This is a genomic window from Nonomuraea sp. ZG12, from assembly GCF_052068115.1.
Classification (GTDB): domain Bacteria; phylum Actinomycetota; class Actinomycetes; order Streptosporangiales; family Streptosporangiaceae; genus Nonomuraea.
The window spans coordinates 726,517-738,891 of sequence record NZ_JBQHCW010000001.1; the positions used below are offsets into that span (position 1 = coordinate 726,517).

Genomic DNA, 12,375 nt, shown 5'->3' on the forward strand with positions numbered 1-12,375 from the left:
CATGGTAGGCCGTGCCTTCAGGCTGTGTCCTTAGGCTGGTTGCCAGGCTGTGTTCTCAGGCTGTGTCCTTAGGCGGGGGCCCGCACCACGTGCAGCAGTTCGGTCAGGACCTCGGTGTTGAGCTGGTAGGCGAGCTTCACCTCGCGGATGATCCGCTGCTGCTCCCGCTCGTCCGGCGCCAGCGCGTCCAGCCGGGAACGGTACTCGTCCTTGAACCTGGGCAGGCTTCTGACCTGGTCGAAGAGGTAGAAGTCGACGCCGCCGCCCGGCTGGTAGCCGTAGATCTTCTCCAGCTCCATCCGGATGAACTGCCCGCCGGACAGGTCGCCGAGATAGCGGGTGTAGTGGTGGGCGATGTAGCCGCCCGGCCAGTCGGCCATCTGCTCGATCCGGGCCGCCAGGGTCCGCGTGGCCTTGGACGGGGCGATCCGGTCGCGCCAGCCCGGCCCGTAGATCTTCACCAGGTCCCGCTCCAGCGCCTCCTCCCGGTAGAGCTCGGGAAAGACGAACCGTCCCGCCACCGGGTGATCGCTCAGTCTGCGGGACACGCCGTCGAGGGCGACGTAGGCGAAATAGTGCTGGGCGACCATCTCGCCGTACTCCCGCTCGGTCAGCCGCCCGCCCATCAGCTCCGACAGGTAACTCTCACCTTCGGCGGCCTCGTGCTCGCCCCAGGTGGCGTTTCTCAAGGTCTCGGAGAACGAGGTCACGGCTGCACCTTAGGGTTCGTACGGATGTTTCATGACACAGTGTCACAAACCCGTTTGGGCCCCGTCAAGCCGATGACGACACCATGTCATGAAGGTGCCCGTTGAGCCTATGGTCATTCCTCGCCGGAGAACCTCTCCCAGGCCGACTGCCGCGCCATGCCCAGGGCCGCGCCGATACGGGCCCAGGTGATGCCACGGTCGCGCGCCCTGCCCACCCAGACCTGAAGGTTGGCGTCGACCTGGGCGCTCACCGTGGCGACGCGCGGCAGGAAGTCGAGGATGTCCTGGTCGGTCATGCTGTCGAGCCAGGGGATCTCGGGTTCGGCGGGCGGTGCTTGCAGGATGGCGTCGCACAGGTGCACGCATTCGTTGCAGATGTAGACGCCGGGGCCGGCGATCACCTTGTCCACCTCGGTCTTGGACTTGGCGCAGAACGAGCAGTGGATCTGCTGGTCGGTCAGGGAAGGGGCGGGCATCTGGCCTCCTTGGGGGGTTGTCAGGGTTGGCCTGACGTGTTGATGGTAGGCCGTCAGGCCAGTCCTGACAAGGCGCCCTCGGCATGCGCAGGCGCACCGCATGCTGCGGACGCGACTCCCTGTCGTCCGGGCTGTCGGGTCAGAGGGTGGCGGCCACCTGGCGGAGTCCGGCCGAGGCGTCGCCGGTGATCGGGTCGCCGTGGCCGACGCAGACCAGGGCGAGGTCGAGCTCCGCCAGTCGCCGGAAGGACGTGATCGCCTTCGGGCGGTCGGCGTTGAAGACCCCCAGCATGATCCGCCCGTCCACGTGGGCGATGGTGTCGCCGGCGAACAGCAGCCGATGGGCCGGCACATGGATGGCGACGCTGCCGTCGGTGTGGCCGGGGATGGAGATCACCTCCGCGCCGCCGCCGAAGTCGATGACGTCACCGTCCGAAAGCTCCTGGTCGACGCGGGAGGGCGGCACCGGCGGGATCGGGGGCAGGCCGTCGAAGATCTCCCGCTCCCAGTCGGGCATGTCCGCGCGCTCGGGCAGCTGCTGTACGGCCTGTCCCCGGACGACCGGCGCGTCGGCCCGATGGACCATCACCGTCGCGTCGGCGGCGATCTCCGCGAGCGCGCCATGATGATCCTCGTGCCCGTGCGTCACGATGACCCGCTTCAGGTCGCCGAGAGTGAAGCCGAGCGACCGGATGGCGCCCTCGATGTCGCCGCCCGAGCCGGGCGTGCTCGTGTCTATGAGCGTCAGGGCGTCGCGCTCGTGCCACAGATAGGCGTGCCCGACGGCGAAGTGGAGCAGATGCAGATGGGGTGTCACCTCGACGAGCTTCATCCCCGCAACGTACGTCCCCGGTCGGCCCTGAGCACGGCGACTTCGCTCTGGGCACAGTCCCCTTCCCTATCCATCCCTATCGTCACCTTCATGCGGTACATTAAGGAATGTCATGCACCAATACACCGTCGAGCAGGCTGCGAACCTCCTCGGCCTTCACGTCAAGACCGTCCGCAACTATGTGCGCGACGGCCGGCTCAAAGCCGTCAAGATCGGCAAGCAGTACCGGATCGCCCGCCAGGACCTGGAGGCGTTCACCGGGCAACCTGTCTCACCTCAGGCCCCGTCCCGGCACGTCGAAGCGTCCAGCATCGTGCGGATCGACGGCATCGACCGTGCCGAGATGGACCGCCTGAGCACCATGCTCCTGGGCTCCCTGGCAAGCCGCCCTACCGGCATCCGGGTCGAACTCGTCTACGACGAGGAACGCGCCAACCTGAAGATCGTCATCCTGGGCGACCTGGAGACCTCCGCCCAGGTATTCCGCCTTATCGACGCCCTCATCAGACAGTGACCATGCCGCCCCACCTCATCCGGCCACCGAGCCCCCGCAGCCCACCCAGACATCGAGCCGCCGAGTCCGTGCCGACCACGCGAGCCGGCGAATCGGCCGGCCGGCCTACTCGACGCCGTACCGACCACGCGAGGCAGCGGACCCTGAGGGCGCGCCGGCCCTGCAGGGTGAGCGAGCCGTTGCAGCAATGACCATGTCCCCTTAGCCACCACTCGGCGAGGGGAGAGGACCAAGAGAGCGAAGAGATGGCGGAGATCTACAAGACCGAGGGTGGCAGGCGGGCCGTCGAGAAGCGTTATCGCGAGTTCCTGGCCCGCTGGCCGGTGCCCGCCGAGCACCTGCACGTGCCCACCGCGCAGGGCGAGACCTTCGTGATCGCCTGCGGACCGTCCGACGCCCCTCCGCTGGTGCTCTTGCACGGCTCCGTCGCCAACAGCGCCATGTGGCTGACCGACGTCGTCGGCTACGCCCGCCACTTCCGGGTGTACGCCATCGACCTCATCGGCGAGCCGGGCCTGAGCGCGCCGTCCCGTCCCCCCATGACCTCAGACGCTTACGCCCGCTGGCTGGAGGAGGTGCTGGATGCTCTGGACATCCAGCGGACGAGGATGGTCGCCGTGTCACTCGGCGGCTGGATGGCCCTCGACTACGCCACCCGCCACCCCGACAAGGTCGAACGACTGGCGCTCCAATGCCCCAGCGGGATCGGAGCCCAGCTCTGGGGCAAGCTGATGGTGGCCATGCTGCTGAAGCCACTCGGCCGCTGGGGCCGCGCCAAAGCCATCCACCTCCTCCTCGGCCCCACCTCCACCTCCACCCCAACCCTTCCTCCCAGCTCCACCCCAGCCCCTCCCGGTCCCGCATCTACCGTCACCAGTGCCTCGCCTCCGAGCCCTCCATCCGGCTCCACCACAGCCCGCACCCCCGACCGCGTTGCCGCCTCCGCAGCCGGGTCCGCGCCTCATTCTCGGCCCGCCTCTGCGGTGGAGTATGTCTCCCGATCTGCGTCTGGGCCTGCTACCGCTTCTGGGGGTGTCCCTGCATCCCGTGGGGTTGCCTCTGCGGTCGGGGACGCCTCCAGGCCTCTGCCTGAACCCGCTGCCGCCACCGCGGCCGGCCCCGCTGCATCTGGGTGTGGGGCTGCCTCGGCAACTGGACACGCCTCCGCGCCCGTGCCTGGATCCCGTTCGGGCTTCGGAGCAGAGTCCGCCTCCGTCTCCAGACCCGCCTCAACCTCATCTCCGGCCGGAGACTTCGGTGACTTCATGCTCTTGATCAACGGTTCTTTCCGCCCCCGGCAGGGCCGTCTGCCCATCTTCGATGACGAGGCCCTGCGGCGACTGACCATGCCCCTGCTGGTGATCGTCGGCGGTCGCGACGCCTTTCTCGATTCCAGCAGCACCCGCCGCCGCATCACTGAAACCGCGCCGCACGCCACCGTCCGTTACATCCCCGACGGGGGTCACTACCTCCCGAACCAGACGGAAGCAATCATCGGCTTCCTCACGGAGCACGCCCATGCCTAGCACCGCTCTCGATGCAGCCCTCACTGCGCCGCCATAGGCGCGCGTCGCTCCCGGCGCAGTTCAGATCATGTACGGCGCGATGATGTACGGCGCATCGGGGATGCACTTTCCCCGTGATAACCCGTGAAGCAGGCTTCCAAGAAAACCCCGCAAGCCGACCCACGTGAATATCTGTAACCCAGTCGCAGTCGCTCGTACGAGGGTCCGCCTGATTCCCCCGCAACCCGCGAGGTCCCAGCCAGGGCCTACGCCCCCAACTGCCGCCGCCAGTCGTAAGCGGTCGAGCTAGACATCTGAGGAGTACCCCATGTCCGAAACCTTCATCTGCGAGTCGCAGGGTCACCCGTTGCGCAGTGAGCAGGATGCGCTCGACCTGATCGGCGAGGCGACGTATCGGCGCGTCCAGTGGGTCGTTGTCCCCGCTGAGCGGCTGCACCAGGATTTCTGGCGTTTGAGTACGAGGGTCGCGGGAGAGTTCGTCGGGAAGTTCGCCAACTATCGGCGTGGCCTCGTCGTCATGGGCGATATTTCCGAACATATCGCTGCAAGCTCGTCTTTCCGGGACTGGGTCCGCGAGGCGAACCGTGGGCGGCAGATCTGGTTCGTCGCAGATCTGGCGGAGCTTGAGCAGCGGTTGGCCGGTAACGAGGACGAATGAGCCAGGCTCGCCCGAGCCCGAGCCCGAGCCCCGAGCCCGAGCCCGAGCCCGAGCCCGACCCCGACCCCTAGGTAAAGCCCGAGGTAGGGCCGGTAGCCACCTCACACTCCGCCGCCCGGTGCACGGGTCACCTCGTCGGGCCTGCCCAGGGCGATCAGGGTGAGGTTGCGCAGGGAAGGGGTGCCCGGCTCGAAGTAGTCGCTGTGGCCGCCCGGACCCACTTCGAAGATCCGCGCGCCGTAGCCGGGATCCATCGGGTCGGTGCCGAAGCCCAGAGGGCCGAACTTCATCTTGGGCACGAATCTGATCCAGTCGTCACCTCCCCGCCCTGCCCAGAGCCGCACCGGGGGAGCGCCCGGCCCCGCCCAGTGCCGCAGCGGGCCAGGCCCCGCCCAGTACTGCAGGGGGCCAGGCCCCGTCCCGTGCCGCAGTGGGGGAGAGGCGGCGGATGTGCTGGTCAAGGTGGCGGTCGTGGGTGGCCGGCGGCGGGCGAGAGCCGTGGCGGAAGGGGCTTCGAGGCCAGGGCTCCCGAACACGGCCAGATCACTCACCGGAAGACCTGGCAAGGCCTTGGCGCACACCACCGAGCCGTAGCTGTGGCACAGCAACGCGATCGGCGCCATCGTCCGCTCACGCAGGGCCGAGACCGTCTCGCGAAGGGCCGCCGCTCCCTCGGCGGCCGAGGTGTCCAGCACCACGTCCACGCTCACGCTCGGCGGCGAGTCGTAGCCGAGCCAGGCCACCACGGCGAGCCGCCGGCCGGATGCCAGCCGTGCCGCCTCGGCCAGCAGGGCGCGGGCCGAGCCGCCGGGCCGGTGGGTGCCCGTGTCGAACGTCTCCGCCGTGACGTCCGCGCCAGGCACGATGATCGCCACCCGGTCCGCCGTCGCGGGGTCGCCGAAGACCTTCACCAGCCGCCCGTCCGGCGGCGCGGGCGCGAGAACGAGCGTGGCGAGGGCGAGCACTCCAAGGACTCCACGGCGGGTACGCATGGCGTCGAAACTACGAATTCGATCATGTAACCCGCGTCACCGCTGGGTCTGATCTTTCACGTGATACCTGAGGGTGACACACCCGTCAGCAGGTGGACGACAGCCGCGGCATCTCGGAGCTACAGCGAGCCCAGCCTGTCACGAACCTCGTCCAGAGCGGTAAGCGCGAGCTCCTGATCGAACGGCGCACCGCCGCTGCGTGGTGGTGCCGGTTCCCAGATTCCGGGGCCGTACAGCATGACGACCCCGGCGGCCCGGAGCGTGTCGACGTTGCGCTCGAAGGCCGGGTGGGCGGCCTGGGCGCTGTTGACGGCCGGGGCGGCGATGAGCGGCAGGCCCATCCCGATGGCTTCGGTGATCAGCCCGAGGGCCAGGGTGTCGCTGATGCCGGCCGCCCACTTGTTGATCGTGTTGAACGATGCCGGGCACACGAGAACGGCGTCGGGATCGGGAAGCACATCCGGCGCGTCGGGACTCTTGTACTCGTGACGCACAGGGGCACCGGTCAGCTCGGCGAGAGCGTCGCTGTCGATGAACTTCATCGCCTGCGGCGTGGCGATCACGTACGGAGCCCACCCGCGTCGCACGACCGACTCGACGAGCTCGCCGATGACGCGGGCGCGCGGGGTCGCACAGACGACGATGTAGAGCACGGGGCGACCTGGGTAGAGCATGGGGTGACCTGGGGCGTTCATGCAGGTATTCAAGCTCACTCCGCTGGACGGCAGGAGAACGGTCATCAGGGCGAGAACCCGGGGAGCGCCGGTCAGCGGGTGTAGCGGTGTTTGGCGCCCGGAGGGAAGTAGTCGGCGTCCCCCGCCTCCCGCAGCCGGATGACCGCCGCCTGCTGTGCCTGCGGCACATAGTGCCCGAACTCGCTGTTGAGCCGGAGCAACTGCTCCAGGATGGACGCCCCCACGATCCGGGCCGTCTCCTGCGACGGCTTCCCGCCCGGCGCGAGCTCCACCGTGACCGTCAGGTGCCGGTCGCGCCCCGCGTCCTCCTCCACCTCCAGCACGAACTTGCCCGTCACCAGCGCGCTGACCTCCGGCTGCTCCAGCCCGACCGCGATGTTCTCCGGGTAGACGTTCGCCCCGTAGTAGGACACGGTGAAGTGGCTGCGCCCGAAGACGTACACGAAGGGACGTTCGGGGCCGGGGGTCGATGGGTCGAGCCCGTGCTCCCGGACGAACGACAGCATGCGCTCGTACGGGATCACCCCGCCCTCGTCGGCGATGTGGTAGCGGATCAGCGGGATGCCGTTGTCGCCGGTGAAGAGGAGTGTGCCCTGGTGCTCCTCGAAGAAGCGCACCTCGGGGTCGTACTGCACGAGCGTCGGCAGCCGGGACTCGCCGAACAGCTCCTTGGCCGTGGCCGGGCGGTCGGCCAGGAAGCGGCGGATCCGCACCGACAGCGGAGTCTCGTTGCCCAGCACGCCCGCGTCGGCGGTGCCGTACAGGGAGGCGATGCCGCGCAGCGGATCGTCGATGCCCGCCCGGGAGGCCACGAGCGTGCGCCATTCCTCGCTGAAGACCTCGCCGGCGGTCACCAGCTTGAGGTCGTAGCCGGACCAGGGGAAACCGGAGTCGACGATGTTCTTGAGAAACGGCGGGTAGCCGAGCAGGACCACCTGGTCGAAGTGCGGCGCGAGCTGGGGGATGACGCGCAGGATCTCACGCCGGTCGCTGCCCGGCGCCACCACGGTGATCGGGTAGCCGAGCTCCGCCAGGTGGCGGCAGCAGTTGACGGTGAACAGCCCGCCGACCCAGGTGCCGAGGGCGAAGCAGACGACGGCGAGGGTGCGTCGGTCGCGGGCGTGGAAGGAGTCCCGGAAGATCTCCTCGAAGCGGGCGGCGATGACGCGCTCGTCGGCGGCGGAGCGCGGCCAGAACGACGGCTCCCCGGTGGAGCCGGACGACACCGCGACGATGTCGCCGATCACTCCGTCGCGGCACAGGTCGGGCAGGGGATGGCGGCGCGTGTAGCCGTCCTTGGTCGTCATCGGCAATCCCACGAAGTCCTGAAATGTCGTGACCTGTCGGGGATCGATGTGGTGCTCGGCCAGGAACGCCCGATAGGCCGGCACCCTGTCCACCACCTCATGGAACAGCTTGACCACGTCCATCAGCCGACTGTACGGCCGCGATCGGCGGCAGTCACTCGCCTGGCCGCACCAGGCCGGTCTCGTACGCGAAGACGATCGCCTGAGCCCGGTCGCGTAACCCCAGCTTCATCAGCACCCGCCCCACATGGGTCTTGACGGTCTGCTCGGCCAGCACCAGCTTGCCGGCGATCTCCTGGTTGGACATGGCCTGGGCGACCAGGCTGAGCACTTCGGTCTCCCGCTCGGTCAGCTCGCCCAGCCGCCGGGTGTCGGGCGTGCGTGGCCGGCCCAGCTTGGCGAACTCGTGGATGAGTCGCTTGGTCACCGCCGGCGCGATGAGCGCCTCACCGGAGGCCACCACGCGCACGGCCTCGGCGAGCTGCACGGCGGAGGCGTCCTTGAGCAGGAACCCGCTGGCACCCGCCCGCAGCGCCGCGTAGACGTAGTCGTCGAGGTCGAAGGTGGTCAGGATGAGCACCTTCGACGGCACACCGGACGACAGCAGCCGCCTGGTGGCCTCGAGCCCGTCCATGACCGGCATCCGCACGTCCATCAGCACCACGTCCGGGGCCAGCTCGATCGCCCGCTCGACCGCCTCCCGGCCGTCGGCCGCCTCGCCGACCACCTGGATGTCCGGCTGGCCGCCCAGGAACACGGTGAACCCGGTCCGCACCATGCCCTGGTCGTCGGCGATGAGCACCCGGATCACCCGGACCTCCGTTGGGTCGTGCCGTCCACCGGCAGTGTCGCGGTCACCTGGAAACCTCCCACGGGCACGGGCCCGGCGTCGAGCGTGCCGCCGAGCAACGCCGCCCGCTCCCGCATGCCGACCAGCCCCTGACCGGCTCCCGGGGCGCCGGCGGGGGCGACGCCGGGGCCGTTGGTGATGTGCAGGCGTAAGCCGCCGTCGTCGCGGCCGATGTCGACCACGACCGTGGCACCGGGCGCGTGGCGCATGGCGTTGCTCAGCGATTCCTGGACGATCCGGTAGGCCGACAGGCCCACCGCGGCCGGCAGTCCCTCCAGCGAGCCGGGCAGCTTGGCCAGCACCACCAGCCCGGCGGCCCGCGCGTTGGCGATCAGCTCCGTCACCCGGTCGAGACCGGGCTGGGGCGTGGTGTCGGTGCGGCCGTCCTGATCGCGCAGGACGCCGAGCACCTGGCGGAGCTGCGCGATCGCCTCCAGCGACAGGACGCGGATGTCGGCCAGGCCCGCTTCGAGCTGGGCCGGGTCGCCCGCCGCCTTGAGGGGCACCGCCTCGGCCTGGATCGCGATCACCGACATGTGGTGCGCGACCACGTCATGCAGCTCGCGGGCGATCCGGGCGCGCTCCTCCAGCACCGACTGGGCGCCGATGGCCTCCTGCGTGCGCCGCTCCTCCACGACCAGCTGGGCCGTGGCGCTGCGGCGCACCCGGACGTTGTGGCCGAACAGGACGGTGACCGTCACCAGGACCGTGGCGACGACCATGGAGTCGGGATGGATGATCCAGGCGGCCAGCACGCTCGCGGCCCAGACCGCCACGGTGATCCGCCGCTCGCAGCGCACCGCCACCGAATACGTCACCAGCAGATAGGACACCGCCATCAGGAACGTGTAGGGCGGATCACCCGGCCGGACGCCGATGGAGGAGGTGACCCAGACGGAGTAGGGCAGGGCGAGGAAGGCCGCCCGCCACGCCCACAGCGGCCACCGGTCGCGCAGCGCGATGGGCAGGGCCACGGCGGCGGCCATGAGGTAGGGGCCGTTCCCGGAAGCGGTGTCCCACCCGGCCGCCTGGGAGGACGTGATGAAGAACGCGATCACGGCCAGCAGCAGGCCGGCCGTCTGAACCAGATCCAGCCGGGGAGACGGCAGCAGGGCCAGCCAGCGTGGCGTCCGGGGCGCCAGCCATCGGGCGCGAGGGTGCGGCGGGTCCGCCTCTCCCTGATAGAGCGCGAGCCACAGGGGCTGCACCACCGCTGAGATCACGTGCCAAGGCTATGAGCGCGCACGTCCTGGCGCATCGGGCCCAGGTCTGATCCGGCCTCACTCTCAGGTATCGCTTACATGATTACGATCGCTGTGAGCGAACATCGGCAATGAAGGGAACATTCATGCGCTCTGATGAATTGAGTCCATGTAACTCAACCCTTTGGAGTTCGCATGAGTGAGAGCTTGATCCTTCCGGTCCTGCCGCTGGATGACGCTGTCGTCCTGCCGGGCATGGTGGTTCCCCTGGACCTGTCCGACTCCGAGGTGCGAGCCGCCATCGACGCGGCCCAGGCATCCGGTCTCAACAAGCCGCAGGTTCTTCTCGTTCCCCGGATCGACGGCCGCTACGGCGCCGTCGGCGTGCAGGCGGTGGTCGAGCAGGTCGGCAGGCTCCCCGGAGGTGAGCCCGCCGCCGTGGTGCGCGGCGTCACCCGGGTGCGCGTGGGCACCGGGACGACCGGCCCCGGCGCGGCGCTGTGGGTGGAGGTCAGCACGGTCGACGTCGTCGCCGCCGGCGAGCGCGCCCAGGAGCTGGCCAAGGAGTACAAGGCCCTGGCCACCACGATCTTGCAGAAGCGCGGCGCCTGGCAGGTCGTCGACCAGGTCAACCAGATCGACGACCCGTCGGTCCTGGCCGACAGCTCCGGCTACACGCCGTGGCTGACGACCGGCCAGAAGGTCGAGCTGCTGGAGGCCGCCGACCCCGCCGACCGGCTGGCCAAGCTGATCGAGTGGTCGCGCGAGCACCTCGCCGAGCTGGACGTGGCCGAGACGATCCGTAAGGACGTCCAAGAGGGCATGGACAAGCAGCAGCGCGAGTTCCTGCTGCGCCAGCAGCTCGCCGCGGTCCGTAAGGAGCTCAAGGAGCTCAACGGCGACTCGTCCGGGACCGAGGAGGAGGACTACCGCGCCCGCGTCGAGGCCGCGGACCTGCCCGGCAAGGTGCGTGAGGCCGCGCTCAAGGAGGTCGACAAGCTGGAGCGGACCTCCGACCAGTCCCCGGAGACCGGCTGGATCCGCACCTGGCTCGACACCGTCCTCGACATCCCCTGGAACGAGCGGACCGAGGACACCTACGACATCGCCGGTGCCCGCGAGGTGCTGGACGCCGACCACACGGGCCTGTCCGACGTGAAGGACCGCATCATCGAGCACCTGGCCGTGCGCAAGCGCCGCCAGGACAAGGGGCTCGGCGTGGTGGGCGGCCGCCGCAGCGGCGCCGTGCTCGCCCTGGCCGGACCTCCCGGAGTCGGCAAGACCTCGCTCGGCGAGTCCGTCGCGCGTTCGATGGGCCGTAAGTTCGTCCGGGTGGCGCTCGGCGGCGTCCGCGACGAGGCGGAGATCCGCGGCCACCGGCGCACCTACGTCGGCGCGCTGCCCGGCCGCATCGTCCGCGCCATCCGCGAGGCCGGCTCGATGAACCCGGTCGTGCTGCTCGACGAGGTGGACAAGGTCGGCGCCGACTACCGCGGCGACCCGACCGCGGCGCTGCTCGAAGTGCTCGACCCGGCGCAGAACCACACCTTCCGCGACCACTACCTCGAGGTCGAGCTCGACCTGAGCGACGTGCTCTTCCTGGCCACGGCCAACGTCCTGGAGGCGATCCCCGGCCCGCTGCTGGACCGCATGGAGATCGTCACCCTCGACGGCTACACCGAGGACGAGAAGGTCGCCATCGCCCGCGACCACCTGCTGCCCCGGCAGCTGGACCTGGCCGGGCTGACGGCCGAGGAGGTCACGGTCAAGGAGGACGCCCTGCGCAGGCTGGCGGCCGAGTACACCCGCGAGGCCGGAGTCCGGTCGCTGGAGCGCTCGATCGCCCGCATCCTGCGCAAGGTGACCGCCGCCGGCGAACTGCCCGTCACGGTGGGCGCGGACGAGCTGGTCGGCTACCTCGGCCGCCCCCGGTTCGTGCCGGAGTCGTCGCTGCCCGAGGCCACCCAGCGCACCTCGGTGCCCGGCGTGGCGACGGGCCTGGCGGTCACGGGCGCGGGCGGTGACGTCCTGTACGTGGAGGCGTCGCTGGCCGACCCGGAGACCGGCGAGACCGGGCTCACGCTGACCGGCCAGCTCGGCGAGGTGATGAAGGAGTCGGCCAAGATCGCGATGTCCTACCTGCGCTCGCACGGCGCGGAGCTGGAGCTGCCGGTCACAGCGCTCAAGGACCGCTCGGTCCACGTCCACTTCCCCGCGGGCGCCGTGCCCAAGGACGGCCCCTCGGCCGGTGTGACGCTGACGACCGCGCTGGCCTCGCTCCTGTCCGGACGGCTGGTCCGCGGTGACGTGGCCATGACCGGCGAGATCTCTCTCACCGGGCGGGTCCTGCCGATCGGCGGCGTCAAGCAGAAGCTGCTCGCGGCGCACCGGGCGGGCATCACCACGGTGCTCATCCCGGCCCGCAACGAGCCGGACCTGGACGACGTGCCCCAGGAGGTCCGCGACGAGCTGACCATCCACCCGGTCAGCGACGTGCGCGAGGTCCTGGACATCGCCCTCGCCCCGGCCCAGGTGGCGGCCACTGTCGCTGCCTGACCCTCCGAACGCGCACCCCGTCGTAGCGTCGCTGCGGCGGGGTGTCGCTGTTCTCAC

The 12,375-nt window shown here is 69.8% G+C and carries 12 protein-coding genes; 4 read left to right on the forward strand and 8 right to left on the reverse strand.

Going from position 1 to position 12,375, the window contains the following annotated elements; all coding sequences use genetic code 11:
• Nucleotides 1–68 precede the first annotated feature (68 nt).
• From ACTMTF_RS03410 to ACTMTF_RS03420, 3 genes are all read right to left on the reverse strand, one after another.
• On the reverse strand, nucleotides 69–710 hold the full coding sequence (locus tag ACTMTF_RS03410; RefSeq protein ID WP_441109162.1) for a heme oxygenase (biliverdin-producing): 642 nt from the start codon (nucleotides 708–710) through the stop codon (nucleotides 69–71).
• A 113-nt stretch (nucleotides 711–823) separates the two neighbouring features.
• Nucleotides 824–1,186 (reverse strand): ClpX C4-type zinc finger protein, encoded by a 363-nt coding sequence (locus tag ACTMTF_RS03415; RefSeq protein WP_441109163.1) that lies wholly within the window; start codon nucleotides 1,184–1,186, stop codon nucleotides 824–826.
• Nucleotides 1,187–1,325: 139 nt separating this feature from the next.
• Nucleotides 1,326–2,018 carry an MBL fold metallo-hydrolase gene (locus ACTMTF_RS03420; protein ID WP_441109164.1) on the reverse strand — a complete coding sequence of 231 codons (693 nt, stop codon included), beginning with the start codon at nucleotides 2,016–2,018 and terminating at the stop codon, nucleotides 1,326–1,328.
• Between the two features lie 112 nt (nucleotides 2,019–2,130).
• On the opposite strand from ACTMTF_RS03420, the gene ACTMTF_RS03425 reads away from it, so the two are divergent.
• The 3 genes from ACTMTF_RS03425 (at nucleotide 2,131) to ACTMTF_RS03435 (ending at nucleotide 4,716) form a co-directional block, all read left to right on the forward strand.
• A complete protein-coding gene (locus tag ACTMTF_RS03425; protein WP_397000312.1) occupies nucleotides 2,131–2,532 on the forward strand; it encodes a helix-turn-helix domain-containing protein in 402 nt (133 codons plus the stop codon).
• 245 nt (nucleotides 2,533–2,777) lie between these two features.
• The gene (locus ACTMTF_RS03430) at nucleotides 2,778–4,058 is read left to right on the forward strand and encodes an alpha/beta fold hydrolase (protein ID WP_441109165.1); all 1,281 of its coding nucleotides are present in this window, start codon (nucleotides 2,778–2,780) and stop codon (nucleotides 4,056–4,058) included.
• 307 nt (nucleotides 4,059–4,365) lie between these two features.
• Nucleotides 4,366–4,716, forward strand: a complete 351-nt coding sequence (locus ACTMTF_RS03435) for a DUF4180 domain-containing protein (RefSeq protein ID WP_441109166.1) — start codon at nucleotides 4,366–4,368, stop codon at nucleotides 4,714–4,716.
• 101 nt (nucleotides 4,717–4,817) lie between these two features.
• Here ACTMTF_RS03435 and ACTMTF_RS03440 read toward each other — a convergent pair whose 3' ends face one another.
• The 5 genes from ACTMTF_RS03440 to ACTMTF_RS03460 form a co-directional block, all read right to left on the reverse strand.
• Nucleotides 4,818–5,708 carry an alpha/beta hydrolase gene (locus tag ACTMTF_RS03440; protein WP_441109167.1) on the reverse strand — a complete coding sequence of 297 codons (891 nt, stop codon included), beginning with the start codon at nucleotides 5,706–5,708 and terminating at the stop codon, nucleotides 4,818–4,820.
• Between the two features lie 119 nt (nucleotides 5,709–5,827).
• Complete coding sequence (locus ACTMTF_RS03445) at nucleotides 5,828–6,403, reverse strand: flavoprotein (protein WP_441109168.1); 576 nt, start codon at nucleotides 6,401–6,403, stop codon at nucleotides 5,828–5,830.
• A 71-nt stretch (nucleotides 6,404–6,474) separates the two neighbouring features.
• Entirely contained in the window at nucleotides 6,475–7,833 is a 1,359-nt protein-coding gene (locus ACTMTF_RS03450; RefSeq protein WP_441109169.1) for a phenylacetate--CoA ligase family protein, read from the reverse strand.
• 31 nt (nucleotides 7,834–7,864) lie between these two features.
• A complete protein-coding gene (locus tag ACTMTF_RS03455) occupies nucleotides 7,865–8,521 on the reverse strand; it encodes a response regulator (RefSeq protein WP_397000302.1) in 657 nt (218 codons plus the stop codon).
• Entirely contained in the window at nucleotides 8,518–9,783 is a 1,266-nt protein-coding gene (locus tag ACTMTF_RS03460; RefSeq protein WP_441109170.1) for a sensor histidine kinase, read from the reverse strand. Before ACTMTF_RS03460 ends, ACTMTF_RS03455 begins: the two co-directional genes overlap by 4 nt.
• A 174-nt stretch (nucleotides 9,784–9,957) precedes the next feature.
• On the opposite strand from ACTMTF_RS03460, the gene lon reads away from it, so the two are divergent.
• A complete protein-coding gene (gene lon, locus ACTMTF_RS03465) occupies nucleotides 9,958–12,318 on the forward strand; it encodes an endopeptidase La (RefSeq protein WP_441109171.1) in 2,361 nt (786 codons plus the stop codon).
• The last annotated feature ends 57 nt before the right edge of the window (nucleotides 12,319–12,375 follow it).

Bases quoted from the DNA above. Each gene is read 5' to 3' on its own strand.
- ACTMTF_RS03440 (WP_441109167.1), bottom strand. From the start codon at position 5,708: ATGCGTACCCGCCGTGGAGTCCTTGGAGTGCTCGCCCTCGCCACGCTC.
- ACTMTF_RS03445 (WP_441109168.1), bottom strand. From the start codon at position 6,403: ATGAACGCCCCAGGTCACCCCATGCTCTACCCAGGTCGCCCCGTGCTC.
- ACTMTF_RS03420 (WP_441109164.1), bottom strand. From the start codon at position 2,018: ATGAAGCTCGTCGAGGTGACACCCCATCTGCATCTGCTCCACTTCGCC.
- lon (WP_441109171.1), top strand. From the start codon at position 9,958: ATGAGTGAGAGCTTGATCCTTCCGGTCCTGCCGCTGGATGACGCTGTC.
- ACTMTF_RS03435 (WP_441109166.1), top strand. From the start codon at position 4,366: ATGTCCGAAACCTTCATCTGCGAGTCGCAGGGTCACCCGTTGCGCAGT.
- ACTMTF_RS03425 (WP_397000312.1), top strand. From the start codon at position 2,131: ATGCACCAATACACCGTCGAGCAGGCTGCGAACCTCCTCGGCCTTCAC.
- ACTMTF_RS03430 (WP_441109165.1), top strand. From the start codon at position 2,778: ATGGCGGAGATCTACAAGACCGAGGGTGGCAGGCGGGCCGTCGAGAAG.
- ACTMTF_RS03415 (WP_441109163.1), bottom strand. From the start codon at position 1,186: ATGCCCGCCCCTTCCCTGACCGACCAGCAGATCCACTGCTCGTTCTGC.
- ACTMTF_RS03450 (WP_441109169.1), bottom strand. From the start codon at position 7,833: ATGGACGTGGTCAAGCTGTTCCATGAGGTGGTGGACAGGGTGCCGGCC.